The organism is Streptomyces sp. NPDC002884 (assembly GCF_040295245.1).
In the GTDB taxonomy this organism is placed as follows: domain Bacteria; phylum Actinomycetota; class Actinomycetes; order Streptomycetales; family Streptomycetaceae; genus Streptomyces.
Genome location: NZ_JBEOVB010000036.1, coordinates 38712 through 63731, shown reverse-complemented (window position 1 = coordinate 63731; position 25020 = coordinate 38712). Strand labels below are relative to the sequence as shown.

The window sequence follows — 25020 nt, the reverse complement described above, 5'->3', positions numbered from 1 at the left end:
CGGACCCGCAGCACCCACGCCTGCCGCAGAACCGGCCGCTCCGGCACCCCAGCCGCCCGCCGGCTACGGCTACCCCCAGCCCACCGACGCACCGCCCGCCCCTGCCGGCTACGGCTTCCCCCAGCAGAACACCGGACCCGCAGCACCCACGCCTGCCGCAGAACCGGCCGCTCCGGCACCCCAGCCGCCCGCCGGCTACGGCTACCCCCAGCCCACCGACGCACCGCCCGCACCCGGCGGCTACGGCTTCCCCCAGCAGAACACCGGACCCGCAGCACCCGCCCCTGCCGCGCAACCGGCGCCTCCGGCACCGCAGCCGCCCGTCGACGCCTCCGCCCACGCCGGCTACGGCTACCCCCAGCCCGCCGACGCACCGCCCGTCCCCGGCGGCTACGGCTTCCCCCAGCCCCCGGCACCGCAGCCTCAGCAGCCTCAGGCCCCGCAGGCGCCGCACCCCGGCTTCCCGCAGCCGGGCATCCCGCAGCAGGCGGACGGGCAGACCCCCGCGGCCGCGCCCCAGGGGTTCCCGCAAGGAGCCCCGCAGGGAGGGCCGCAGGGCTTCCCCGGGCAGCCTCACCAGCCCCAGCCCCAGCCCCAGCCGCCGGCACCGCATGCGCAGGCGCCACAGACACCCCAGCACCCGCACCCGCACGCGCCCGCACCCGACGCGTCGCAGGGGCCGCAGCAGCCCCAGCCGCCCGTCGATCCCCGGGCCGGGGCCGCCTGGCCGCAGCCGATCCAGCACGACCAGCGGCAGCCGGTGAACCCCGGTGCCGCGCCGCTGGGTTACACGGCCGCCGTGGAGCTGTCCTCCGACCGGCTGCTCAACAACAAGCGGCAGAAGGCGAAGAGCGGCCGGCCCGCCGCCGCTTCCTCCCGCTTCAAGCTCGGCGGCAAGAAGGAGGAGGCCGAGCGGCAGCGCAAGTTGGAGATGATCCGCACGCCGGTGCTGTCCTGCTACCGGATCGCCGTCATCAGCCTCAAGGGCGGCGTGGGCAAGACCACGACGACCACCGCGCTCGGCTCCACCCTCGCCACCGAACGCCAGGACAAGATCCTCGCGATCGACGCCAACCCGGACGCCGGGACGCTCGGCCGACGGGTGCGGCGCGAGACCGGGGCGACGATCCGCGACCTCGTCCAGGCGATCCCATACCTCAACTCGTACATGGACATCCGGCGGTTCACCTCCCAGGCGCCGTCCGGCCTGGAGATCATCGCCAACGACGTCGACCCGGCGGTGTCCACGACCTTCAACGACGAGGACTACCGGCGCGCGATCGACGTGCTCGGCAACCAGTACCCGATCATCCTCACCGACTCCGGGACCGGTCTGCTCTACAGCGCCATGCGCGGGGTGCTCGACCTCGCCGACCAGCTGATCATCATCTCCACGCCGTCCGTGGACGGTGCGAGCAGCGCCAGCACGACGCTGGACTGGCTGTCCGCGCACGGATACGCGGAGCTCGTCTCGCGGTCCATCACCGTCATCTCCGGGGTGCGCGAGACCGGCAAGATGATCAAGGTCGACGACATCGTGTCGCACTTCGAGACCCGCTGCCGCGGTGTCGTCGTCGTGCCGTTCGACGAGCATCTGGCCGCGGGCGCCGAGGTCGACCTCGACATGATGCGGCCGAAGGTCCGGGAGGCGTACTTCAACCTCACGGCGATGGTGGCGGAGGACTTCATCCGCCACCAGCAGCGCCAGGGCCTCTGGACCAGCGACGGCAACCCGCCGCCGGTGGCCGCCCCGCCGATGCCGGGCCAGCAGATGCCGGGCCAGCCGGTGCCCGGGCAGCCCTATCCGCCGCAGGCGGGTCAGCCGTACCCGCAGGCGCCGCAGCCCGGCCCCGGGCAGCCGTACCCCCCGCAGCAGGGTCAGCCCCAGGGGCAGCCGTATCCGCAGCAGCAGCCCCAGCCGGGTCAGGACCCGTACGCCCAGCCGCAGCCGCAGCAACAGCAGCAGCACCCGGGGTATCCCCCGGCCGGTTACGGCTACCCGCAGCACCCCGAGGCCCCTCAGCCCGGGCAGCCTCCGCAGCAGTGAAGCGGCAGTGATGCGGCGGTGACGCAGCAGTAAAGAACGCCGAAGGGCGGCCGGTGTCCTGGGACACCGGCCGCCCTTCGGCCGTTCGTCGGTCGCGCCCCGAGGGGACGACGACGGGGCGGCTACCGCGCCGCCACCAGCTCCTTGCAGCGCTTCACGTCCAGGGCCATCTGCTCCAACAGCCCTTCCAGCGACTCGAACTTCGCCTGGCCGCGCACGAAGGCGAGGAAGTCGACGGCGACGTGCAGGCCGTAGAGGTCGAGGCCGACGCGGTCGATGGCGTACGCCTCCACCGTGCGCTCGGTGCCGTCGAACTGCGGGTTGGTGCCGACGGAGATCGCGGCCGGCATCGCCTCGCCGTTCGCGTGCAGCCAGCCCGCGTAGACGCCGTCCGCCGGGATCGCGGTGTGGGGCAGGGTCTCGACGTTGGCGGTCGGGAAGCCGAGTTCCCGCCCCCGCTGCGCCCCGCGCACCACGATCCCCTCCACCCGGTGCGGGCGGCCGAGGATCTCCCCGGCGCCCGCGACATCGCCCTCGGAGACCAGCCGGCGGGTCAGCGTCGAGGAGAACGGCTGTCCGCCGCCCGCCTCGCCGCACAGCACCAGGTCGACGACCTCGACGTCGAAGTCGTAGACCTTGCCCTGCTCGGCGAGGAACTCGACGTTGCCCGCCGCCTTGTGGCCGAAGCGGAAGTTGGGGCCCTCGACGACCGCCTTGGCGTGCAGCTTGTCGACCAGGACCTTGACCACGAAGTCCGCCGGGGACAGCTTCGAGAACTCCGTGGTGAAGGGGAGGATCAGCGACGCGTCCACGCCCAGTTCGGCCATCAGCTCGGCACGGCGGTGGTGCGGGGCGAGCAGCGGCGGATGGCTGCCGGGGCGGACGACCTCGCTGGGGTGCGGGTCGAAGGTGACGACGACGGCGGGAACGCCCAGTTCACGGGCGCGGTCCACGGCATGCCGGATGATCAGCTGGTGCCCTCGGTGGACCCCGTCGTAGGAGCCGATGGTGACGACGCTGCGTCCCCAGTCCTCGGGGATGTCCTCCAAGCCACGCCAGCGTTGCACTGTGACCGCTCCTCGAACCCGTGTCCGTATCTACCATTGCCTCTTACGCAGGACTAAGGGTGCCATGCCGGGTGCTTCCGGCCCGCATCGGCATGGGGGCTGTGACCCGACCCACGTGAGCCGGGCCACGTCGCGACGCGTCACGGAGGCTGCCGTGTCACCGAGGCCTGCCCGGTCACCGAGGCGGCGGCGCCACGGGGGCGGCCATGTCACGCGGGCACCCGCACCCCCGCCAGGTTCTCGATCGTCCGGCGGGCGCTGGGGCCGACCACCACCGCCCACTCCCCCGGCGCGTCCGTGAGCCAGTCCACCACCTGCGCGGCGAAGCCCGGGACGTGCCGGGCCGACTCGACCAGACCGCGGTCGAAGCGGGTGGCGCCGTCGGGGGTGCGGACCAGGAGGAGGCCGGTGCGGTGGACGAGGGCGCGCCGATCCCCGCCGGTGCGCCCGGCCGCCGCGTGCAGCACGGCGTCCAGGACCTCCGGGGCGCGTTCGTGGGTGAAGAGGTGCTCCAGCAGTTCGTCCCGCAGGGACCGGGACTCCGGCGCTCCGGGGGCGGCCAGTACACCGGCCAGGGCGGCCCGCACCTGCTCGGGCCCGCCGCCGCCGTCCAGCAGTCCCGTGACCAGCGGCAGGAGGACGGCCCGGGCGTCGGGGCCGTGGTCGAGGCGCCGGTCGACGTACGCGGCCACCTGCCCGGCGGCCTCCGGTCGCCGCTCCACCGCCTCCCGGACGAGGGCGGCGACCCGCAGGGCCAGGGCGGGCGTGGTGACGTCGGCGAGGGCGCGCAGGACGCTGCCGGTGTCCGCGCGGTCCGGGCCCCGCAGGCGGGACCGGAAGGCGTCCAGGACCGGCTCGGGGTGTGTGCCCAGGGCCGCGAGCAACGCGCTCGGCGGCAGCTGCGGGTCGCCCGCCGTGAACCGCTCCAACGCCTGCGGCAGGTGCCGGGAGCGGGTCTCGGGGTCCCGGACGAGGAGGGCCAGCGCGCCACCGTGCAGGGCGCGGTCGGCGGGACGGTCCAGCAGGACGAGCGCCGCGTAGCGCAGCAGCCGGTGGTCGGCCTCCGTCCGGATGTACGGGGCGACGCGCAGTCCGTACGTCGCCGCCGCGACCCGCCGGGCCGGCCGCTCGTCGTGCGACCAGCGGTCGACGGCCCGGCACAGCGCGGACGGCTCCTCCTCCGCCAGCACGGCGAGCAGCTCGTCGGCGCGGGGATGCGCGCAGTCGACGAGGGCCTCCGTGAGGTCGTCCAGCGCCCGGTGCCGGTGGGTGTGCAGCAGCGCCTGCGCGGCCGTCGCCACGGTGGCGTGCGGGGTCGCGGGCAGCGGCCGCTCGTCGTCGAACCAGTGGGTGAGGCAGGGCTGTACGGCGGTGGGGTCGGCGGCGAGGAGCCGGGCGACGGCGTCGAGGTGGCGGGGCGAGTCCGCGTCCTGCGGGGAGCCGTCGGCGAGGACCAGCCGGCGCAGCAGGTCGAGGCGGGCGTCGGTGGGGAGGGCGAGCCCGGTCCAGAACGCGGGACCGAAGTCCGCGAACCGGCCGTGCGGCCGGGCCCCCGCGCCGATCAGATCCGCCAGCAGGCACAGCACGCCCGTGTACGGCGTCGCGTCCGGGACCCGCAGCAGGGTCTCGGTGAGCAGCCGGGCGGCCCACCACGAGGCCGGGTCGGCGTCCAGGGCGTGGACCAACTCCCGCAGCCGTAGCGCGAGTCGGTGCGGGCCCTGCTGGCGGGCGAGAAGCAGCAGGGACTGGACGACGGGACCGGCTCGGTGGTGCGGGACGGGCAGCAGATGCCGACCGCCGGGCGCGCGGCGGCGGTGGACCAGGGCGCGCAGGGCCTCGTCCAGGTCGAGGTGGATGCCCTGGATCCAGTCGGCGAGTTCCTCGTGGGCGAAGCGGTAGCCGCGGCCCGCGGGCACGAGGAGACCTTCGGTGAGGACGGCGGACGCCCAGCCGGCGCCGCCGCCGAGGCGGGCCGGCGCCGGGCCCCAGGGGAACACCGCCTCGAACGACTCCCGGTCCAGTTCGCCCTGGCCCGGCCCGAGACTGCGGCGGGCGGCCTCGTGCACCTGGCCGGAGACCTTCGCCGCGAGACGGCGTACGGCGGTGCCGCGCAGCCCGTTCTCGGCGGCGAGGCGTACCGCGACCCGCAGGCACATCAGATCGAGGTACGCGGACAGGACGTCGTCGCGGTCGACGGGCGCCGGGTCCTGTGGGCCGGGGAGGGCGGCACGGACCTCGGAGAGGAGACGGAGGGTGAGCGGGTGCCGGTCGTCGGGGGCGGAGAGCGCGCCCTCGGGCACGCGGTAGCGTGCGCGGGCCTCGCGCGCCTCGTCGGCGGTGAGGTCGCCGAGGCGTACGCAGGGCGGCAGCGGGTCCCCGGCCGCCACGGACCCGTGGAGCAGCTCCGGCGGGAACTCCGCACCGGCCCGTTCCCAGTACTCGCCCCGGCAGGCCACCACCAGCCGCGTGCCCGTCTCCCGCAACCAGTCGGCCGTGCCCTCGCTCCACTCGGCGAGCCGGTGCGCGAGCACCGAGGGCATCTCCTCGGGCCCGTCGAGGAGCAGCAGCAGGGGGCGTCCGACGGCCCGGGCCAGGCCGGCGAGCCGCTCGGGAGTGACATCACCGAGGCCGCAGGGGCTGGACGGCCCGGACGGGTCGACCCCCCGTCGCCCCGCAACCGCTGGCGCGCCCGCGGCCGGAGCCGCTGCCGCGCCCGCCGCCACGATGCGTGCCGCGCGGTCCAGTGCGCGGCGGGCCGCGTCGGCGAGGGAGTCGTCCCCGGCCCTCAGGTCGGCGCCGCGCAGCCACAGGGTGGGGGCCGGCCGTGCGCCACGGTCGCGGCGCGCGGCGAGCGCGGCGAGTGCCGTCGTCCGGCCGCTGCCCGGTGCGCCGACGAGTGCGAGGACGGCCGCCGGGCTCGTCGCGAAGGCCGCGAACTCCCGTGCGGGGGCGGCACGTTCGATGGGTTCCGCGGCTGCGGAGGAGCCGGTCGCGGCGCGGCCGAGGGGGTCGGACAGCGCTCCGGGCGGCCCGTCCGAACCGACCGACGTGGCCGTGAGTTCGAGGAGGCCGGCCAGGTTGAGGTCGGCGCCGTAGGCGGGCACGGTGGCCGCGTTACGGGCGAGCAGCTCGGCCAGCGGACCGTCGGCAGGAGTCCCCGCCCCCGGCCCGGACACCCAGCACCCGTTCCCCGACCCCGCAGAACCGCCACCCCGACCGCCGACGCCGACGCCGGCGGCAGCGCCACGGCCACGGCCACCACTGGTGGCGCCCGCACCTGCGGGCGGCGCCGTCATCGCTGCGCCGTCGCTCGCGTGGCCGCCCGGCGGCAGGCCCGCAGGACTGCCGTCGGCCGCCGCCATGTCACCGGTCAGCGGGAGGGCGTCGGTCGTCAGCATGGTGTCGGTCGTCGGCATGGCGTCGGCCGTCGGCATGGCGTCGGTCGTCGGGATCCGGGGTCGCAGCGGCACCGCGAAGCCGGCGTCGCGGTGGCCGGACCGGAGCGCGGTGCCGAGGACGGCGACGACCGCGCCGGTCTCGGCGTCGAGGACCGGTCCCCCGGCCGCGCCGCCGCCCAGCCGCAGCGCGTCCCGGCCCGCTGTGCCGATCGCCAGTTCCAGGGCGTCGTCGAGGAGGTGGAAGCGGTCCGTCGCCGTGTAGGTCACGGACGTCTCTGCCAGGACCCGTGCCTCGCGCCAGCAGCCGGCGACCAGCCGCACGTACCGGCCGGTCTCGACGCCGTCCCGCACGGTCACCGGCAGCGGGACGCCGCCGAGGCCCTCGGTGCGGACGAGGGCCAGGTCGAGTTCCGGGAGGGGGGTGACCGCGTCGGCGGTCACGACACAACTGCGGTCGCCGGCGGCGTACAGGACGAGCCGCGACAGGCCGTCGACCGCCTCGTGGCTGGTGATCACCGTGCCCTGGTGGTCGGCGAAGAACCCGGTGCCGCGCGGCCGGCCGGCCAGGTCGCGGATCCGGACGGTCGAGGTGTCCACGTCAGCGGCGAAGTCCGTGGCGAAGGCCGCGTCCCGGCGGTCCGGGGCATCCGGGGAAGCCATGGGATCCAGGGGGCCCGGGGGATCCAGGGGGCCCGGGGGATCCAGGGGGCCCGGGGGATTTGCCGGGCCGTTCCGGGGCGCGCCCCGCAGGGAGTCGTGCCGCGGTGTCCGCGGGCCTCGTCCCGCCATCGTCGTACCTCCCGCCGCGCCCGCGTGCCCTGGGTCCGACGGTAGGGGCGGGATGATCGGCGGGACAGATCACGGACCGAACGCGCCCCCCTGCACTCCCTCGGTTCACTCCGAGCGCCTGCCCGGACGGGTGAATGAACGAGGGCCGCTGGATACACCCTAGGGGTGGGGGAACCGAGGGGGGACCGTGGAGCGGCGGCGCAGCACAACCCCGTGTTCGCCGCTCCACGGGCACCGCGGAACGCGCTTCGAGCCTCGTCAGCCGAACACGGCCAGGCTCTTCGCCTTGCCCTTCTGCTCCTCCACCAGGGCCAGGAACCGGCCCTCGGCGTCGAAGACCGCCACGGCGCCGGCGCCCGCGTACTCGTCGGGCATCTCCAGGCGTACGCCGTTGGTGAGCAGCTGGGCCCGCTTGGCGTCCACGTTCCAGCGGGGGAACGCGGCGGTGGCCGCCTCGGCGACCGGCATCACGCCGAACTCCTGCTGGAGCTGGTCGAGCGTCTTCGCCGAGTCCAGTTTGTAGGGGCCGACGCGGGTGCGGCGCAGGGCGGTGAGGTGGCCGCCGACGCCCAGGTCCGCGCCCAGGTCGCGGGCCAGGGCCCGGATGTAGGTGCCGGAGGAGCAGACGACGGACACGACCAGGTCCACGACCGGGGTGCCGTCCTCGGCGACACCGTCACGGACGTCGTACACGGAGAAGGACGAGACGGTGACCGGACGGGCCGGGATCTCGAAGTCCTCGCCGTCACGGGCCCGCTTGTAGGAACGCACGCCCTTGATCTTGATGGCGCTGACCTTGGACGGCACCTGCATGATGTCGCCGCTCAGCTTGGCGATGCCCGCGTCGACCGCGTCCCGGGTGACCTTCGAGGCGTCCGTGGACCCCGTGATCTCGCCCTCCGCGTCGTCCGTCAGGGTCGTCTGGCCCAGCCGGATCGTGCCCAGGTACTCCTTCTCGGTGAGCGCCAGGTGCCCGAGGAGTTTCGTCGCCCTCTCGATGCCGAGGACGAGGACGCCCGTCGCCATCGGGTCGAGCGTGCCGGCGTGGCCGACGCGGCGGGTCTTGGCGATCCCCCGCATCTTGGCCACGACGTCGTGCGAAGTGAAGCCCGACGGCTTGTCGACGATGACAAGGCCGTCGGGCGGGGTCTGCTTGCCGTTCATCAGGCGGAGTCGTCCGTCTCGTCCTCGTCACCGGGCTTCTTGTACGGGTCGGCATCGCCGGCGTACCCGGCACCCGCGGACACCTCGCGGACCTTCTCGTCGGCGGCACGCGCCCTGTCGAGGAGGTCGTCGATGGTGCGGGCGTTGTCCGGCAGGGCGTCGGCGACGAAGGCCAGCGTCGGCGTGAACTTCACGCCCGCAGCCCGGCCCACCTCGGAGCGCAGGACGCCCTTGGCGCTCTCCAGCCCGGCGGCCGCGGCCGCCCGCTCCTCGTCGTCCCCGTACACCGTGTAGAAGACCGTCGCCTCCCTGAGGTCACCCGTGACCCGGGTGTCCGTGATGGTGACGTGGGAGCCGAGCCGCGGGTCCTTGATCCCGCGCTGCAGCTTCTGCGCCACCACCTGCTGGATGAGGTCCGCCAGCCTCTTGGCGCGCGCGTTGTCGGCCACTGGTCCGTCTCCCGTTCTGTCTGCTCTTGCGTTCTGTGGTCGGTCAGTCGTCTTCGCCGTGGAAGCGGCGTCTGACCGACAGCAGCTCCACTTCGGGGCGGCCGGCGACCAGCCGTTCGCACCGGTCCAGTACATCGGTCAGATGCTCCGCGTCACCGGAGACCACGGCGAGACCGATCTTGGTCCTGCGGTGGAGGTCCTGGTCGTCCACCTCGGCCGCACTCACCGCGAACTTGCGCTGGAGCTCGGCGACGATCGGACGGACGACGGAGCGCTTCTCCTTCAGCGACCGTACGTCGCCGAGGAGGAGGTCGAAGGACAGAGTCCCCACATACATGTGTGTAACCGGTTCACCCGCCGGTACGGGATCGATGGCCCTGCCCGCCCACGGGACAGGGACATCAAGAACGGTACAACGATCCTGGCGGACGCTCGACGGGGTTTTACCTCGCTCATGCGTCCGCCGGACGCCGTACCGGCCGGCGGGGAACGATCCCCCGCCGGCCGGTACGGACCATGGGTGCTTACACCCGCGGCTTCTCCCGCATCTCGTACGTCGCGATGACGTCGTCGATCTTGATGTCGTTGAAGTTTCCGAGGTTGATACCGCCCTCGAAGCCTTCGCGGATCTCGGTGACGTCGTCCTTGAAGCGACGCAGCCCGGAGATGGTGAGGCTCTCCGCGATGACCTTGCCGTCGCGGATGAGGCGCGCCTTGGTGTTGCGCTTGACCTCGCCCGACCGGACCAGGACACCGGCGATGTTGCCCAGCTTGGACGACTTGAAGACCTCGCGGATCTCCGCCGTGCCGAGCTCGACCTCCTCGTACTCCGGCTTCAGCAGGCCCTTCAGGGCTGCCTCGATCTCCTCGATGGCCTGGTAGATCACCGAGTAGTACCGGACGTCGACGCCCTCGCGCTCCGCCATCTGCGCCGCGCGGCCCGCAGCGCGGACGTTGAAGCCGATGACGATGGCCTCGGAGCCGGTCGCCAGGTCGATGTCCGACTCGGTGACCGCACCCACACCGCGGTGCAGAACGCGGATGTCGACCTCTTCGCCGACGTCGAGCTGGAGCAGCGAGGACTCGAGAGCCTCCACCGAACCGGACGCGTCGCCCTTGATGATGAGGTTGAGTTCCTGCACCAGACCGGCCTTGAGGGCCTCGTCCAGGTTCTCCAGGGAGAACCGGACACCCCGGCGGGCGAAGTTGGCGTTCCGCTCACGAGCGGCACGCTTCTCTGCGATCTGGCGGGCCGTGCGGTCCTCGTCGACGACGAGGAAGTTGTCGCCGGCGCCCGGGACGTTGGTGAGACCGAGGACGAGGACCGGGGTCGAGGGACCCGCCTCTTCCACGTTCTCGCCCTTGTCGTCGAGCATCGCGCGGACACGGCCGTACGCGTCGCCGACCACCATGGTGTCGCCGACCCGCAGGGTGCCTCGCTGGACCAGGACGGTCGCGACGGCGCCGCGGCCACGGTCGAGGTGGGACTCGATCGCGATGCCCTGCGCGTCCTGCTCCGGGTTGGCCCGCAGGTCGAGCGAGGCGTCCGCGGTCAGGACCACGGCCTCCAGCAGGCTCTCGATGTTGAGGCCCTGCTTGGCGGAGATGTCGACGAACATCGTGTCGCCGCCGTACTCCTCGGCCACCAGACCGAACTCGGTGAGCTGACCGCGCACCTTGGTCGGGTCCGCGCCCTCGACGTCGATCTTGTTGACCGCGACCACGATCGGCACGTCGGCCGCCTTGGCATGGTTCAGCGCCTCGATCGTCTGGGGCATCACACCGTCGTTGGCCGCCACCACGAGGATCGCGATGTCGGTCGACTTGGCACCACGGGCACGCATGGCGGTGAACGCCTCGTGACCCGGGGTGTCGATGAAGGTGATCCTGCGCTCTTCACCGTTGACCTCGGTGGCGACCTGGTACGCACCGATGTGCTGCGTGATGCCGCCGGCCTCGCCCGCGATGACGTTCGTCTTGCGGATGGTGTCGAGCAGTCGGGTCTTACCGTGGTCGACGTGACCCATGACGGTCACGACCGGCGGACGCGCGACGAGGAACTCCTCGCCACCCTCGTCCTCGCCGAACTCGATGTCGAAGGACTCGAGCAGCTCGCGGTCCTCCTCCTCGGGGCTGACGATCTCGAGGACGAAGTTCATCTCGTCCGCGAGGAGCTTCAGCGTCTCGTCGGAGACGGACTGCGTGGCGGTGACCATCTCGCCGAGGTTCATCATCACGCCGACGAGCGACGCCGGGTTGGCGCCGATCTTCTCGGCGAAGTCGGTGAGGGACGCACCGCGCGACAGGCGGACGGACTGTCCGTTGCCGCGAGGCAGCATCACGCCGCCGACCGACGGGGCCTGCATGGCCTCGTACTCCTGGCGCCTCTGCCGCTTCGACTTGCGACCGCGACGCGCGGGACCGCCGGGACGACCGAAGGCGCCCTGCGTGCCACCACGGCCACCGGGACCGCCGGGACGACCACCGAATCCGGGACGGCCACCGCCGCCACCGAAGCCGCCGCCACCGCCGCCGGGGCCACCGCCGCCGGGACGACCGGCGAAACCGCCGCCGCCACCCGGACGTGCGCCGCCACCGGGACCGGCCGGACGACCTGCGAAGCCGCCGCCACCGGGACGACCGCCGCCGCCGGGACGACCGGCACCGCCGCCGCCACCCGGACCGCGGCCGCCGGGGCCACCGCCGGGACGCGGGCCCGCAGCGGGACGCTGCGGCATCATGCCGGGGTTGGGACGCGGACCGCCGCCGGGACGGGGACCGCCGGGGCCTGCGCCCTGCGGGCGAGGCATACCGCCCGGAGACGGACGGGCGCCGCCCGGAGACTGCGGACGAGGACCGCCGCCCTGGCCACCGGGGCCCTGCGGACGGGGACCTGCGCCGGGAGCGCCACCGGGGCCGCCGGGACGCGGAGCGCCCTGCGGACGGGGCGCCTGCGGGCGCGCCATGCCGGCGTTGCCGCCGGAGGTGAAGGGGTTGTTGCCCGGACGCGGACCCGAGGGACGGGCACCGCCCGGACGCGGGGCACCGGCGCCACCGGGGCGCGACCCCTGAGCGGCGGCCGGACGCTGGCCGCGGTCACCGCGGTCACCGCGGTCACCGCGGTCGCCACGGTCACCGCGATCGCCGCGGTCCTGACCCTGACCGGGCGCGGGGCGGCCGGCGGGGCGGGGCGCGCCGGGGCGCGGACCCTGACCCTGGGAGGCCGGCCGCGGGGCGGACGACTGGGCCGGAGCGGCGGGGGCGGCCGGAGCGGCCGGCGGAGCGGTGAACTCCGGGGCGGCCGGGGCCGGACGCGGCGCGGGCTTGGGACCCGGACGCGGGCCGGAGGCCGCCGGCGCGGGGGCCGACGAGGCGGCGGGGGCGGCCGGGGCCGCCTCGGCCGCGGGCGTCTGCGCCGCGGGAGGCTTGGGGGCGGCCGGCCGCGGTGCGGCCGGACCCGGACGGGCCGCCTGCGCCGGTGAGGGCGCGCCGGGCCTGGGGGCTGCCTTGCGCGGGGCGGGCTTGCCGCCGCCCTGGAAGGCGTCTGTCAGTTTGCGGACAACGGGCGCTTCGATGGTCGAAGACGCCGAACGGACGAATTCACCGAGTTCCTGGAGCTTGGCCATGACGGCCTTGCTCTCCACCCCGAACTCCTTGGCGAGTTCGTATACCCGGACCTTAGCCACTTCGCTCCTTTTAGGTCCGGGTGTGTCCGGACCGTCGCTACTTCATGGGCGTACTCATCGCGTGCTCATCGAGTGCTCATCGCAATCTCGACCTACTTCCAACTCGCGGGGTACCAGAGCCGCACGGAGGTTCCGTGCGACGCCTTCTTACTTTGTCGCCTGTTCGGCAACGGTCGTCTGCTCGACGTACTGGCGCAACGCCTTTGTGTCGAGCGCTCCCGGGGCTCGCAACGCCCTCGTGAACGCCCGGCGGCGTACCGCCTGGTCGAGACAGACCGGGGCGGGGTGCAGATACGCACCCCGGCCGGGCAGCGTACCGCGTGGATCGGGGACGCATGCGTCCTTGATCGCCACGATGCGCAGCAGCCCCGTCTTGGCCGCCCGCTCCCGGCACCCCACACAGGTGCGTTCAGGGCATGCTCCGGTGTGCGTCCGGCCAGACACTGTTAAGTCTACCTCCCCGCGGCGACCTCACCCCTTCGGGCCAGGATTCGAACAGTTGCCGCGTTACATCTGTCGTGATCTGAGCCCCGGCAGGCCGAGATCTATTCCCCCGCTGCCCGGTGCAGCGCGTTGACCTGCTCGCCGGGCCACTCGGTGGACTACTCGGTGGGCTGTTCGACGTCCGGGCGGATGTCGATGCGCCAGCCGGTCAGCCGGGCGGCGAGCCGGGCGTTCTGCCCTTCCTTGCCGATCGCCAGCGACAGCTGGTAGTCCGGCACGGTCACGCGCGCGGAGCGGGCCCCGAGGTCGACGACCTCGACCTTGGAGACCCTGGCCGGGGACAGCGCGTTCGCCACCATCTCCGCCGGGTCGTCCGACCAGTCGACGATGTCGATCTTCTCGCCGTTCAGCTCGCCCATCACGTTGCGCACCCGGCCGCCCATGGGGCCGATGCAGGCGCCCTTGGCGTTCAGGCCCGAACGGGTGGACCTGACGGCGATCTTCGTACGGTGACCGGCCTCGCGTGCGATGGCGGCGATCTCGACCGAACCGTCGGCGATCTCCGGCACCTCCAGGGCGAAGAGCTTCTTCACCAGGTTGGGGTGGGTGCGGGAGAGCGTCACGGACGGGCCGCGCACTCCCTTCGCCACCCGGACGACGTACGACCGCAGGCGCAGGCCGTGCGGATACGTCTCACCCGGGACCTGCTCCTGCACCGGCAGGATGGCCTCCAGCTTGCCGATGTCCACGAGCACGTTCTTCGGGTCGCGGCCCTGCTGGACCACGCCGGTGACGATGTCGCCCTCACGGCCGGCGTACTCGCCGAGCGTCGCGTCGTCCTCCGCGTCGCGCAGACGCTGGAGGATCACCTGCTTGGCCGTGGTGGCGGCGATGCGGCCGAAGTCCGACGGGGTGTCGTCGAACGGACGGGGCTCCTGCCCCTCCTCGAGGTCCTCGGGGTCCTCCTTCGCCCACACGGTCACATGTCCGGTCTCCCGGTTGAGCTCCACGCGCGCGTGACGGCGGCTTCCCTCGGTGCGGTGGTAGGCGATGAGGAGGGCCGACTCGATCGCCTCGACCAGCAGGTCGAAGGAGATCTCCTTCTCCCGCACCAAGCCCCGCAGGGCACTCATGTCGATGTCCACGGCTACGCCTCCTCTTCCATCTCGTTCTCGTCGTTCTCGTCGATCTCGTCGTTCTCGTTCTTGGCGTGCTCGTCGCTCTTGTCCTTGCGGTTGAACTCGACCTGCACGCGGGCCTTGTCGACGTCACCGAAGGGGAGTCTGCGAGCGGTGGCCTTGCGGCCCTTCACGCCGGGGACCTCGAGGTCGAGTCCCTCGTCGTCGACCGTCAGGATCCGGGCGACCAGCTCGCCGCCCTCGGTCAGCTGGAACCGCACCAGCCGGTCGACGGCGCGTACGTAGTGGCGGTGTTCGGTGAGTGCGCGCTCCGCGCCCGGGGTGCCGACCTCGAGGGTGTACTCGCCCTCGCCCATCGCGTCCGTCTCGTCGAGCTTCGCCGAGAGCGCGCGGCTCACATCGGCGATCTGGTCCAGGTCCGCTCCGGAGTCGGAGTCGACGACGACACTCAGCACCCGCTTGCGTCCGACGGAGTCCACGGTGATCTCTTCGAGATCCAGTCCCTGGGAGGCGACGAGCGGTTCCAGGAGCTCTCGCAGCCTCTCGCTCTGGGTGGTGCTCATCCGGGTGACTCCTCGGCCGCGTGTGCTGTTGTGGGATGGGGCGCGTGTCTGGTCAAAGGGTATCCGGTCGCAAGGTGTGTTGCCGTCCACCTGTGCACGGAGGGTGGCGGGCCCTCGCGGCACGGTGCCGCTGAGTGGTACGGGACGACCGCGCGGGTACGGTGATCACGGGCCGCCGCCCACCAGGACGCCAGTTCCGTACGAGTTCCCCGAGGACGCCTGCCGTGCCGTTGCCCCTCCCCTCGCGCACCCCCTCGGGGCCGCGCAGAAGATCCCTGCTCGCGTCGGCCGCGGGAGCCGCGCTGCTCGTGGGCTGCTCGTCCGGTACGGAGGAGTCCGAGGAGAGCGCGAGCAGCAGCCCGTCGGCCACCGAGCGGGCACGCGCGCGTGCGGCCCAGGAGAGCGGCGCACTGGTGGCACGGTACGACGCCGTGCTCGCCGTCCATCCGGCGCTGGCGGTGCGGCTGGCGCCGCTGCGGGCGGAGGTCGCACGGCACGTGGAGGCGTTCGGGGGCACCGGGAAGGCGTCCCCCTCCGCCACGGATTCCGTCACGGGTTCCGCCACGGACTCCCCCGCCTCCCCCACGGTTTCGCCCACGGGCTCCGCCTCGGTCGCTCCGGCCGATCCGACGGCCGTGCCGTCCGCCGTGCCGATCACCGACACGGACGCGCTCGCCGGGCTGGCCGCGGCCGAGCGGACGCTCGCCGACCGCAGGGCCACGGAGCTGCTGGACGTCCCGGGCGAGCTGGCCCGGTTGCTGGCCTCGGTGGCGGCGGCCGGCGCGGCCCACGCCTATCTGCTGACGGAGGGGACCCGATGAGCGGGACCACGAGCGCGGAGCTGACGGCACTCCAGGCGGCGCTGGCCGCCGAACACGCCGCCGTGTACGGGTACGGGGTCGTCGGCGGGCGGATCCGCGAGGGGCGACGCGCGGAGGCGCGGGCCGCCTACGACGCGCACCGGGCGCGCCGGGACGCGCTGGTGCGCGCGGTGCGCGACCTGGGGGCCGAGCCGGTCGCCGCGAGCGCCGGGTACGCGCTGCCGTTCCCGGTGCCGGACTCCGCCGCGGCGGTCCGGCTCGCGACCGAGCTGGAGGACCGCGTGGCCGGGGTGTACTCCGACCTGGTGCGCGCGGCCGCTGAAGCGCGGCGCCGGGACGCGGCGGGCGCGCTGCGGGAGGCGGCGGTCCGCGGGGCGCGCTGGCGCGGCGGGAGCGTAGCCTTCCCTGGTCTCGCCGAGCGGACCGGTACGGATCCGGCCACGGGCTCGGCGTCCGTACCGGCAGCGGCGACGCCTCCGGCGGCGGCAGCGGCCTCCGGCACACCGGCGGCCTGACCCGAAGCAGGAAGGGAACGACTCGCGCATGGCTTTCGAACCGCCGCAGCGTCTGATCAGGGCGCTCGGTGAGACGGCACCGGACGGTGACGGCTGGTTGGAGAAGCTGCCGGAGGCGGCCCGACAGGCCGTCGCGCTGGGCGAGTTGACCGTCGATCGGGTGCAGGTGCCGGGCGGCCGGACCAGCCTGGTGCTGCTCGTGCGGCACGCGGACGGGACACCGGCCGTGCTGAAGCTGGCCCCGCCCCGGTTCCGGCCGGAGGCGGAGCGGGCCGCGCTGGCGCACTGGGACGGCCTGGGCGCCGTCCAGTTGCTCGCCGGGCCGCGGACGGCGGGGGCACTGCTGCTCGAACGGCTGCATCCGGACGTGTCGGTGCGGTCGCTGGCGGAGGCGAAGGCCCTGCTGGAGGCGGCCGGGACGTTGCGGCGACTGTGGGTGGAGCCTCCGGCCGGCCACTCCTTCGAGTCCGTGGCCGACCGGACGGGACGGCAGGCGGAGGCGATGCGGGCGAGTGCCGGGGCCGAGCCCGAGGTGGCCGCCCTGGTGGACGCGGCGCTCGCCGCCCGTACGGAGCTGCTGGCGGCGCCGCCCGAGCACCGGCTGCTGCACGGCACGTTCCGGCAGAGCAAGGTGCTGGCGGGCGAGCGGACGCCGTGGCTGGCGGTGGGCCCGGATCCGGTGGTCGGCGAGTGCGCCTTCGATCTGGCCCGGCTGGTCCGCGACCGGGTGGAGGACCTGATCGCCTCGCCGTCCGGGGCGACGATCACCCGGCGCCGGGTGAAGCGGCTCGCGGAGTCGCTGGAACTGGACCAGGAGCGGCTGCGCGGCTGGACGCTGTTCCGGGCGGTGGAGTCGGGGGTCCGGGCACGGCGGGTCGGGCGGACGCGGGACTCCGAGCTGCTGCTCGAGTTCGCGAGCTGGCTGTAGCGGGGCCCGGGCGGGCCGCGGGGTTGCCGGGCCGCCGGGCCATGGGACCGCCGGGCCGCCCGCGCGACGGCCGGGAGGCCGAGGACGGGAGGCCGAGGACGGGACAGCGCTCCCCTGCTGGAGATCCCCCCTCGCAGGGGAGCGCTGTGGATCCGGCCGACGTGCCTCCCGAGCCTGCCGACCGGAGTCTCGCGGGGCGGGCTCCGAGGCCCGTCCCCTGGGCTGTCAGTGCTCGGTCGACCGCGCCTGCGGCCGTCTCTCGGCGGGAGCGGTGAACAGAGTCCCCTCAAGGGCCAGCAGGCGGGTGTGACTGCGGATGTGGGCAGCCTGCTCCACAGCGGTGAAGCCGTCCCGTTGCGGGTGGCCGTCGGCGCGCTCCGTGTACGGGACATGCGCGAACAGCGGGATGTCCCGGGGAGGAAGACGCCAGGACAACTGCCGTCCCCCGGCCACCAGTCGCAGCAGGTGCGTGCCGTCCGGTCCGGCCCCGACGGCCCCGGTGACGACCGCGCTCGCCGGGTGCAGCGCCGCCAGCCACGCCAGGAGGTGCGCGCGTTCGAAGGAGACCCGGGTCAGCTCCCGCTCGAAGGAGTCGGCATGGCGCTGCCAGCGGACCAGCTCCTGACGGCAGTTGTCCAGGTCCGGGGAGGGACTGTGCCGTGGCGCGGTCTCCGGCAGGGGATCTCGGTCCCGCGGCCTGAAAAGGCGGCGAAGGGCGGACAGGCGGCCGACGGGACGGGCGGCTCGGGAGCGGCGCTCGCGGGAGCCGTCGGACAGGAGCTCTTCGGGCGGACGGCCCGTCGAGGGTACGGACATGAAGTACTCCGGTGGCGGTGAACGGGGGGTCACTTCCGGGGCGGGCTGCCAGGTTTCCCGGCTGTTCCCCACGAGCGGTCGCAGCCCCGGGCGGCTTCGTTCCGGGCGGCTTCGTTCCGGGCGGCTTCGTTCCGGGCGCGGGTGGAACCGGTGCGGCGGTAACGGCCGGCGCTGCGGGCGTTGGCGAGACGGCAGGGCTCGTCGACCGGCTCCCGCAGGCGCAGATGCCGTTGGTAGGCCGCCCGGGTCCCGCACGGGGCAGGCTGCTTGCGGGGCGCACCGACCGGCGCGCGGGGCGCCTCGAGATCGGCGGCCGGCGTCGGCCGCGACCGGTCCGCCCGACACTCCAGGGCATAGCGCTGAGGGCCGGTCAGGCCGGCGATGACACCGTCTCGATGGCATTTGGGCAGTCCCTTCTCGCGTATGAGCACGGCGGCCCTGCAGTGGGCCAGCACGGGGCAGGCCGCGCAGATGGCAACGGCACGGGACGAGGACCGGCGGGAGAACCACAGCTCCGCGTCCTGGTGCCGGCAGGCGGCACTCGACTCCCATGCCCGGGTCCCCCCGTCCGCCTCTCCTCCGGCGCCGGTCGGCCCCCTCGACCGACCGGCACTCATCGGACCGGCCCCGCCGGACCGGCCGCCGGCACCGACGGCACGAGCGGCCCGAACGGTTCGGCCCAGGCCGGCCGGTGCGCCGGTTCCACCGGTTCCGCCGACTCCACCGGCTCCACCGGTTCCGGCTGCCGCACCTGCGCCTGTTCCCGTTCGGGCAGCCCCGAGATCGTCCGCAGGTCCCGCAGGCCCGGCATCACCCGCGGTCGCGGCACGTCCGGCGGGACTCCCGCCTCCGACACGTCCACCATCGCCCAGGGCCCAGGCTCGTCCGGCAGCGTCCGCGGTACCGCCGCGACCGGAAGCACATGCGGGACCACCCGGCCCGGTGGCGCCGGTCGATCCGTCGGGGCCGGCCGCGCGGGCACCGCCGACGGACTCTCCGCCGGTGCGGCGGCCGAGCCGTCGTCGTCGTGCCGCACCGGCGACAACGGCCCCAGGTACACGGCCACATTGGCGAGGGAGCACCGCTCGGGCCGACCGTCGAGGGCCATCAGAGGCATGCCGTCGCCGCTTCGACGGCCCTCGAAGTACCAGACGCCCCCGTATACGTCGCGCATCGGTAAGGCCAGGTCGTACAGGGTCTCGCCGATCCGGAACCGGTGCCTGTCCACTTCTGTCGTCGACTCCGGCGGTGACGTGGAGGCGCTGAGGGCCACCACCGTCACCTGGACGCCGTCACGTTCCCCCTCCCCCGTCAGCAGGTGGGGATCGGTCCGCTCGGCGACGCCCGCGATACCGAAGTAGGAGCGCCAGCGCGCCCATTGGGCGGGGCCGTCGACGCGGAGCGAGACCCGCAGCCGGTCGCCCTCGACGCGGACGGCGTGCGGTCCGGGGTGCGTGTCCAGGTGCCGTTCGATGCCGCGCGCGACGTGCCGTGCCCGTTCGCAGGAGGTGTCCCAGGTCAGGGCCTGCCGCTCCAGTTCGGTGACCGGTCGCGCGGTGCGGGACCAGCCGCCGTCCGGCGTCCGGTAGAGCACCACGCCGAAGGAACGCTCGGGGTCGACGAGGAGACGGGCCGAATCCAGCGCCTGCGCCACGGCCGCCGCCTGTTCGGTCCGGACGGTCGCCAGCACCGTGCGGATCACCCGCGCGGCGTGGAGCACGTTCCCGTTCACACCGCCACCGTCCCGGCCGTCCAGCGCAGCTTCTGGAGCGCCCGGTGGGTCAGCGCCTTGACGGCGCCGACGCTCCGCCCCATTTCCAGGGCCGTCTCCTGCGCGGTCAGTTCGTCGAGGAAGCGCAGTTGGACGCAGTGGCGCTGCTGGGCGTTGAGCGTGTGCAGGACGGTGCGGACCGTCTCGTGCGCCTCGACGGCCTCCAGTTCGCGCAGGGCGAGCGACTCCGGGCCACGGCCGGGCACCTGCGGGTCCAGGAACTCGGCGACCGGGGTCTCCAGCCGGGTACGGCCGCGGCCGAGTTCGTCCAGATGGAGGTTCTTGGCAATGGTGATCAGCCAGGCGGCGAACGCCGTGCCCTGCCAGACGTACCCGTCGATACGTCGCAGCGCGCGGGTGAACACCTCCTGGGTCAGGTCCTCGGCGAGGTGTCTGTTGCGCGTACGAACGAGCAGAAAGCTGTACACGAGGCGGTAGTGCTCGTAATAGAGGGTGGCGAACGCCTCCCGGTCGCCCGCCCGGGCCCGGGCGATCAACTCGGGTTCCGGACCGTCCGGAGCGGACGTGACGTTGTTCGGTGCGGACACGGTGGGTACTCCCGTCGTCGTGCGGGGTGTGCGGAGCGAGGATCCTCCGCATCTGCGATATACATGTAGATGTAGATTCATTCGGCGAACGTCCGGTCACCCTGCTCCGCGACAGGGCAGGGCGACCGATGCCAGAGATTGCGGGACGCGACTCCGTCGCGCGAGGCACCGGGAAAGCAGGGCCGTCGACTCCCGCCGGAAAGGGTGCTCGCCACCCGTTTCCCCCGCGAGCCGGACGGCCCGTCGCCGGGCCTATCTACAGTCTTCACGTAGATGCATACAGTGTCAAGTGATGTACGGAGCGCAAGGTGCGGGTGTGATTCCGCGCAGGGGAGCACGGGGGCGCAGGTTTGCACGACTGCGTCGTTAACGCTCCGGCGTGCACCAAAGGGCCCGATTGCCGGTCTGCGATCTACTTGCGCTTGTAGATATCGATGCCCGATCCTCTGAGTCGTGACGAACCAGCAGAGCCGCCCAGGAGACCCAGCGCCCCGCAACGATCCGGCACGCCAGGACGTGGACCTCGCGATTCTGCTCGAACGTCTCCTGGCGCAGGCTCCGGGGAAGACCCAGAAAGACCTGGCCTCGGCGGCCGGCATCTCGTACCCGACCCTGAACGCGTGGATGAACCGAACGCGCGGCACCTCACGCATAGACCCGGAGAAGCTGCGGGCCATGGTCGACGCGTTCCGGCGCTGGGGCGTGCAGACGACGCCCAGGGAGTTCTTCGAGGCGGTCGGCCGTCCCGCCCCCGGCCCCAGCGGTGACGAGCGGGAGGCACGGCTCCTCAAGCTGTACCGGCAATTGCCGGAGGCACGTCAACGTGCGCTGCTGAAGGACGCGGAGGCAATGCTGCAGGTCAGCCGCATCACCTGAGGTCAGCGGCGTCACCTCGACCCACGGGCCGTGATGCCGACCGGCGGCGGACGCGCAAGGCGATCCGCCCCCTACGAATGAATATGACCGAAACTCCCCCTAGCCACGACCGTCACCGCTACCATCGGTGCGCCGCTGGCCTCCCGGAGCGGATCACTCGTGTCGTTGTGCATCCCTGGGGAGACAGTTGTGTGCATCCACATTTCATTAACGGACAATCTGCCCAAAATCGCGGTCTGGGACCCTGATGAGGTCAGCATCCGCGTTGCCAGAGGCTTCCAGCTGAGTGACGTGCTCCGGGAAGTACGCGACATTCTGATGGTCGACCTGGGTGCCCCTGCCTCACGCGGCAGCCTGCTGTGGTGCTTCTGCGGTATGCGGGTGCAGCTGCCGGACGAACTCGCGCCCCGCGGCTTCCTCGCGGCCGAGGTCTGCTGATCCTCCCGCCCCTCGTCAGCCCGCCCGCCCCGGGACCAACGTCAGGGCGAGCACCGGGCAGTCGGCCGCCGCGCGCCGGGCCCGCCGTACGGTGCCGGCCGGGACCGGGGCGCCGTCGACCAGGGGGTAGCCCCACTCGTCGAGGGTGATGTGCTCGGGAAGGAAGTCCGCGCAGAGGCCATGGCCCTGACAGGCGGTCCAGTCGATGTCGATGCGCTGGGCCGTGTCGATGCGCTGGTCCGTGCTCATGGGTCAGACCTCCTCGGGGACGGGCAGCAGGGGTGTGTGGTCGGTCGCGGTGCAGTGGCCCCGGGCGTGTGCGTCGACCTCGGCGGCGAACGTGGTCAGGGCGCTGCGGACCAGGCGGACGGTGCCGTCGGGGTGGTGGCAGGCGCCTCGGCCCTCGACGAGCCCCGACCAGCGGGCCAGGTCGGCGCGGACAGTGCCCTGGGGGCCGGGTGCGGCGAGGGTACGGAAGGCGGTGGCGATGCGGGGCAGGCCGTTGAGGCAGGGACCGCACTGGCCGGCCGACTGGAGGGCGAGATAGCGCAGGACGCGCGCGGTCTCGGCGAGGCCGCAGCGGTCGGCGGGCAGCGTGGCGAGCACACCCGCGCCCAAGTAGCCACTGTCCAGGGCCAGTCGAGCGGCCTCCGGGGCCGGGATCCAGGTGCCGTGGTAGCCGCCGACCAGGACCGCCCGGGCGCCTTCCAGCGGCAGCAGCCGCCCCAGGGGCAGGCCGTAGGGCGCCTCCACCACCCGGGGTTCACGGCCCGGCACATGGACCGTGCACAGCGCGCTGCCTGGCTGGGTCGGGGTACCGGCCGTGCGGTACCAGTCGGCGCCGTAGCGGGCGACCAGCGCGAGATGGGCCAGGGTCTCGACGTTCTGCACGAGGGTCGGGGCCCGGTGCACTCCGCGCTCGCGGACCGGCGGGCGCTGATGGGTGGGCAGGGCCGCGCCGCCGGAGACGTACCGGGCGAGGGCGGCGGCCTGGCCGGAGAGGAACGACTTGGGCAGACGGACGACCTTCACGGGCAGCGGGTCGGCGGTGCGCTGGGCGAGGACGGATTCCAGCCAGGTCGCGCCGTCCTCCACGGCGAGGTACGCCTCCCCCGCGCCGACCGTGCGGGCCGCCGACTGGAGTCCGTCCAGGACCAGATGGGGCGACCGGCGCAGCAGAGCCCCGTCCTTGCGGCTGGCCGACTCGCCCTCGGCGCCGTTGGCCACGACGACGGGAGCGCGGCCGGTACGCCGGCCCGCCTCCGCGACGGCGACGAGCTTGCGGTACGTCGGGAAGCCGGCTCCGCCGCGCCCGGTGAGGCCGGACTCGGCGACCGTGCGGAGCAGGTCCTCCGGGTCGCCGTGGGACAGCGGGCCGTAGCGCTGGTGGTGGGTGGTGAGGTCGGCCGGGGTGGTTCCGGGGGCGAGGAGGCGCGGGGGCATGTGAAGGTCCGGGAGGGTGGCGGTCACGGTCGGGCTCCTTCGGCGGTGCGCAGGAGAGCCGCCGGGGTACGGTGGCCGGCGCGGGCGGCGTGGGCGAGGCGGGCGGCGAAGGCGGCGACCGCCGTGGCCACACAGGCGACGGTCAGCCAGGTCATCCAGTCGGCGCCGGTGTCCGTGCCGATGCCGACGCCGTGGACGAGCGCGACCGGCCAGGCGGCGTACGCCAGCCGGTGGACGGTCCGCCAGGCGCGGTGACCGAGGCGTTCCCGCAGCAGGCTGGTGACCAAGACGGCGAGCATCAGGTCCAGGGCGACCGTGCCGAGGCCGAGCCAGAGGGGCTGGTAGTCGCCGGCGAAGGGGACGAGGACGTCGACGACCGTGATGTCGACGTAGCCGTCCACGACCGCGGCGGTGATGTGCAGGGCGAGGAAGGCGGTCGCGGAGAGGGAGAGCGTGCGGTGCAGGCTCATCGTGCCGAAGCGGGGGAGCCCCGGGAGCCGGGTCCTCGTACGGACGGCGACGCCGAGCAGGACGACGACGGTGAAGAGGACCATGCAGACGGCGCCGGTGGCCCGGTTGGCGTACCAGAGGGTCTCGGAGCTCACGCGGCCGCCTCCCGGTGGTGGGCTCCGGGGACACTGCCCCCGGGCCCCCGATCGGCCCCGCCGACCTCGGCCCCACCCGTCGGACGGGCGGGATCCGGCCAACCCGGAGTTGTCACGACCGTGCCGTTCTGGGCCACCAGACGCGCCGCCAGTCCCCTGCGCGTCAGCCACCGCTGCGCACCCGCGCCCTTCACCAGGGCCGCCGTGCTCGCCGCGTTGGCGTCGGCGCAGGTCGCGGCGGCGACGGAGACCGTGCGCCAGGGGGAGCGGACCGGCAGGCCGGTGCGCGGGTCGACGATGTGGTGCAGGTCGTGACCGCCCCGCCGCCAGCGCCGGGCGGTCGTGCCCGAGGTGGCCAGGCCCCCGCCGCGCAGGCCCACCGAGTCCCAGGGCCCCTCGGCGGGGGTTTCGTCGACGGATCCCGTGACGTCCTGGACACGGATCTGCCAGCCGCCCGCCGGGGCCTCCCCCGCGACGGCCGTGTCGCCGCCCAGACCGACCAGGACCCCGCAGCCGGCCGCCGCGGCCAGCGTCCTGGCGGCCCGGTCGGCGGCCCACGCCTTGGCGGTGGCCCCCAGGTCGAGGCGGACGCCCTCGGGGACGGTGACCGTGCCGGTCGCCCGGTCCAGGCGCACGGTACGCCAGCCGGGGGTGCGCCGGACCGTGAGCCGGACCGGGCGGTCGTCCTCGCGGACGAGGGTGAAGTCGCGGTCGTAGCCGAGGGCGTTCATCGCCGAGCCGACGGTGGGGTCGACCGCCCCGTCGGTGTCCTCGGCGGCGCGCAGGGCCACGTCGAGGGCCTCGGCGAGCAGCGGGCTGACCCGGACCGGGCGGCCGGCGGTGCCGTCGAGGGCGGCCAGTTCGGAGTCGGCGCGAAAGCGGCTGCAGGCCGCGTCGACCTCGGCGAGGTGCCGGGCGAGGAGCAGGTTGCAGGACTCCAGCAGGGCCGGGTCGGTGACGACCAGACGGACCGTGGTGCCGAGGGCCCGCCACTCGGCGGCGGCCGTAATGCGGGACGCGAGGGGGGCGCTCATCACGACGCTCCCGACGTGGAGTCGGCGGAGCCGCCGGAGGAGGAGGTGAGACCGCCGTCCGAGGAGGAGCTGCCGCTGTCCGACGACGAGCCGTTCGTCGAGCTGCTCGACGAGCCGCCCGACGAGGAGTCCGTACCACTGTCGGTGGAACTGCTGTCCGTGGAGCCGGTGTCGGTGGAGCCGGTGTCGGTGTCGGTGGAACTCGAGTCGGCACCGGAGCTGGAGCTGCTGCTCGTGCTCGTGCTCGTGCTGCTCGCCGTCGTCTCGGCGTCGGCCTGCATGGTGCCGACCAGGGCGAACACCCCGGCCGCCGCGGCGAGCGTGACCGCCGCGGCCAGGGCGGCCGTACGCCGCGCACCTCTGCGGACCGCTGCCGCGGCCCCCCGTTCCTCTTCCCTGGTCGCCATGACCGTTCCCCTCCGCAGTGACGTTCTGTCACGCCCTACGGTCGGGGAACGGTCTGAGAGAAGTCTGTGAGG

Annotated in this window: 24 protein-coding genes; 7 read left to right on the top strand and 17 right to left on the bottom strand. The window is 73.8% G+C overall.

The window, feature by feature from the left end; genetic code table 11:
• Positions 1-2047 (top strand): MinD/ParA family ATP-binding protein (locus ABT070_RS39255; protein WP_351767718.1); only part of this gene is annotated, 2047 nt, incomplete at its 5' end.
• A 122-nt stretch (positions 2048-2169) separates the two neighbouring features.
• On the opposite strand, the gene ABT070_RS39250 is transcribed toward ABT070_RS39255, so the two are convergent.
• From ABT070_RS39250 to rimP, 9 genes are all read right to left on the bottom strand, one after another.
• Positions 2170-3114: a bifunctional riboflavin kinase/FAD synthetase gene (locus tag ABT070_RS39250; protein ID WP_351767717.1), complete on the bottom strand. Its 945-nt coding sequence runs from the start codon at positions 3112-3114 to the stop codon at positions 2170-2172.
• Positions 3115-3323: 209 nt separating this feature from the next.
• Complete coding sequence (locus ABT070_RS39245; RefSeq protein WP_351767716.1) at positions 3324-7172, bottom strand: trypsin-like peptidase domain-containing protein; 3849 nt, start codon at positions 7170-7172, stop codon at positions 3324-3326.
• Between the two features lie 387 nt (positions 7173-7559).
• Positions 7560-8465, bottom strand: coding sequence for a tRNA pseudouridine(55) synthase TruB (gene truB, locus ABT070_RS39240; RefSeq protein ID WP_351767715.1), 906 nt, complete (start codon positions 8463-8465; stop codon positions 7560-7562).
• Positions 8465-8914, bottom strand: a complete 450-nt coding sequence (rbfA, locus tag ABT070_RS39235; protein ID WP_351767714.1) for a 30S ribosome-binding factor RbfA — start codon at positions 8912-8914, stop codon at positions 8465-8467. The genes truB and rbfA overlap by 1 nt, the downstream gene beginning before the upstream one ends.
• 43 nt (positions 8915-8957) lie before the next feature.
• Positions 8958-9251: a DUF503 domain-containing protein gene (locus ABT070_RS39230; protein WP_062641530.1), complete on the bottom strand. Its 294-nt coding sequence runs from the start codon at positions 9249-9251 to the stop codon at positions 8958-8960.
• Between the two features lie 187 nt (positions 9252-9438).
• Positions 9439-12600 carry a translation initiation factor IF-2 gene (gene infB, locus ABT070_RS39225; protein ID WP_351767713.1) on the bottom strand — a complete coding sequence of 1054 codons (3162 nt, stop codon included), beginning with the start codon at positions 12598-12600 and terminating at the stop codon, positions 9439-9441.
• Positions 12601-12747: 147 nt separating this feature from the next.
• Positions 12748-13044, bottom strand: coding sequence for a YlxR family protein (locus ABT070_RS39220; RefSeq protein ID WP_351767712.1), 297 nt, complete (start codon positions 13042-13044; stop codon positions 12748-12750).
• 158 nt (positions 13045-13202) lie between these two features.
• A complete protein-coding gene (gene nusA, locus ABT070_RS39215; RefSeq protein ID WP_351767711.1) occupies positions 13203-14189 on the bottom strand; it encodes a transcription termination factor NusA in 987 nt (328 codons plus the stop codon).
• A gap of 2 nt (positions 14190-14191) precedes the next feature.
• A complete protein-coding gene (gene rimP / locus ABT070_RS39210) occupies positions 14192-14746 on the bottom strand; it encodes a ribosome maturation factor RimP (protein WP_351767710.1) in 555 nt (184 codons plus the stop codon).
• Between the two features lie 224 nt (positions 14747-14970).
• Between rimP and ABT070_RS39205 the strand changes: the two genes are divergently transcribed.
• From ABT070_RS39205 to ABT070_RS39195, 3 genes are read left to right on the top strand one after another with little or no spacing between them, the layout of a single operon-like run.
• On the top strand, positions 14971-15567 hold the full coding sequence (locus ABT070_RS39205) for a hypothetical protein (RefSeq protein ID WP_351767709.1): 597 nt from the start codon (positions 14971-14973) through the stop codon (positions 15565-15567).
• Complete coding sequence (locus tag ABT070_RS39200) at positions 15564-16082, top strand: ferritin-like domain-containing protein (RefSeq protein WP_351767708.1); 519 nt, start codon at positions 15564-15566, stop codon at positions 16080-16082. The genes ABT070_RS39205 and ABT070_RS39200 overlap by 4 nt, the downstream gene beginning before the upstream one ends.
• A gap of 28 nt (positions 16083-16110) precedes the next feature.
• Positions 16111-17010 carry an aminoglycoside phosphotransferase family protein gene (locus tag ABT070_RS39195; RefSeq protein WP_351767707.1) on the top strand — a complete coding sequence of 300 codons (900 nt, stop codon included), beginning with the start codon at positions 16111-16113 and terminating at the stop codon, positions 17008-17010.
• 225 nt (positions 17011-17235) lie between these two features.
• Here the strand turns inward: ABT070_RS39195 and ABT070_RS39190 are convergent, their stop codons facing one another.
• Genes ABT070_RS39190 through ABT070_RS39175 form a run of 4 tightly spaced genes read right to left on the bottom strand, consistent with a single transcriptional unit; the run spans position 17236 to position 20145 of the window.
• Positions 17236-17826, bottom strand: coding sequence for a hypothetical protein (locus tag ABT070_RS39190; protein ID WP_351767706.1), 591 nt, complete (start codon positions 17824-17826; stop codon positions 17236-17238).
• A gap of 29 nt (positions 17827-17855) precedes the next feature.
• Positions 17856-18443, bottom strand: a complete 588-nt coding sequence (locus ABT070_RS39185; protein WP_351767705.1) for a WhiB family transcriptional regulator — start codon at positions 18441-18443, stop codon at positions 17856-17858.
• Positions 18440-19558, bottom strand: coding sequence for a BN159_2729 family protein (locus ABT070_RS39180; protein ID WP_351767704.1), 1119 nt, complete (start codon positions 19556-19558; stop codon positions 18440-18442). Before ABT070_RS39180 ends, ABT070_RS39185 begins: the two co-directional genes overlap by 4 nt.
• Positions 19555-20145 (bottom strand): RNA polymerase sigma factor, encoded by a 591-nt coding sequence (locus ABT070_RS39175; RefSeq protein WP_351767703.1) that lies wholly within the window; start codon positions 20143-20145, stop codon positions 19555-19557. Before ABT070_RS39175 ends, ABT070_RS39180 begins: the two co-directional genes overlap by 4 nt.
• A gap of 453 nt (positions 20146-20598) precedes the next feature.
• On the opposite strand from ABT070_RS39175, the gene ABT070_RS39170 reads away from it, so the two are divergent.
• Together ABT070_RS39170 and ABT070_RS39165 are read left to right on the top strand one after the other, a co-directional pair.
• Positions 20599-21021, top strand: coding sequence for a helix-turn-helix domain-containing protein (locus ABT070_RS39170; RefSeq protein WP_351767702.1), 423 nt, complete (start codon positions 20599-20601; stop codon positions 21019-21021).
• A gap of 189 nt (positions 21022-21210) precedes the next feature.
• Entirely contained in the window at positions 21211-21459 is a 249-nt protein-coding gene (locus tag ABT070_RS39165) for a hypothetical protein (protein WP_351767701.1), read from the top strand.
• 15 nt (positions 21460-21474) lie between these two features.
• Here ABT070_RS39165 and ABT070_RS39160 read toward each other — a convergent pair whose 3' ends face one another.
• The 4 genes from ABT070_RS39160 to ABT070_RS39145 are packed head-to-tail and all read right to left on the bottom strand — an operon-like array spanning position 21475 to position 24541.
• Positions 21475-21708 carry a ferredoxin gene (locus ABT070_RS39160; protein ID WP_351767700.1) on the bottom strand — a complete coding sequence of 78 codons (234 nt, stop codon included), beginning with the start codon at positions 21706-21708 and terminating at the stop codon, positions 21475-21477.
• A 3-nt stretch (positions 21709-21711) separates the two neighbouring features.
• A complete protein-coding gene (locus ABT070_RS39155) occupies positions 21712-22929 on the bottom strand; it encodes an NADH-ubiquinone oxidoreductase-F iron-sulfur binding region domain-containing protein (protein WP_351767699.1) in 1218 nt (405 codons plus the stop codon).
• On the bottom strand, positions 22926-23507 hold the full coding sequence (locus ABT070_RS39150) for a ferric reductase-like transmembrane domain-containing protein (protein WP_351767698.1): 582 nt from the start codon (positions 23505-23507) through the stop codon (positions 22926-22928). Before ABT070_RS39150 ends, ABT070_RS39155 begins: the two co-directional genes overlap by 4 nt.
• Complete coding sequence (locus ABT070_RS39145) at positions 23504-24541, bottom strand: FAD:protein FMN transferase (protein WP_351767697.1); 1038 nt, start codon at positions 24539-24541, stop codon at positions 23504-23506. Before ABT070_RS39145 ends, ABT070_RS39150 begins: the two co-directional genes overlap by 4 nt.
• Before the next feature lie 15 nt (positions 24542-24556).
• Here ABT070_RS39145 and ABT070_RS39140 point away from each other — a divergent pair, with 15 nt between their 5' ends.
• Positions 24557-25018, top strand: coding sequence for a hypothetical protein (locus ABT070_RS39140; RefSeq protein WP_351767696.1), 462 nt, complete (start codon positions 24557-24559; stop codon positions 25016-25018).
• Positions 25019-25020 lie beyond the last annotated feature (2 nt).

Coding starts and splice junctions, on each gene's coding strand:
- ABT070_RS39145 (WP_351767697.1), bottom strand. CDS start 24,541: ATGAGCGCCCCCCTCGCGTCCCGCATTACGGCCGCCGCCGAGTGGCGG.
- ABT070_RS39160 (WP_351767700.1), bottom strand. CDS start 21,708: ATGAGCACGGACCAGCGCATCGACACGGCCCAGCGCATCGACATCGAC.
- ABT070_RS39195 (WP_351767707.1), top strand. CDS start 16,111: ATGGCTTTCGAACCGCCGCAGCGTCTGATCAGGGCGCTCGGTGAGACG.
- ABT070_RS39200 (WP_351767708.1), top strand. CDS start 15,564: ATGAGCGGGACCACGAGCGCGGAGCTGACGGCACTCCAGGCGGCGCTG.
- ABT070_RS39185 (WP_351767705.1), bottom strand. CDS start 18,443: ATGAGTGCCGGTCGGTCGAGGGGGCCGACCGGCGCCGGAGGAGAGGCG.
- ABT070_RS39190 (WP_351767706.1), bottom strand. CDS start 17,826: ATGTCCGTACCCTCGACGGGCCGTCCGCCCGAAGAGCTCCTGTCCGAC.
- ABT070_RS39230 (WP_062641530.1), bottom strand. CDS start 9,251: ATGTATGTGGGGACTCTGTCCTTCGACCTCCTCCTCGGCGACGTACGG.
- ABT070_RS39245 (WP_351767716.1), bottom strand. CDS start 7,172: ATGGCTTCCCCGGATGCCCCGGACCGCCGGGACGCGGCCTTCGCCACG.
- truB (WP_351767715.1), bottom strand. CDS start 8,465: ATGAACGGCAAGCAGACCCCGCCCGACGGCCTTGTCATCGTCGACAAG.
- rimP (WP_351767710.1), bottom strand. CDS start 14,746: ATGAGCACCACCCAGAGCGAGAGGCTGCGAGAGCTCCTGGAACCGCTC.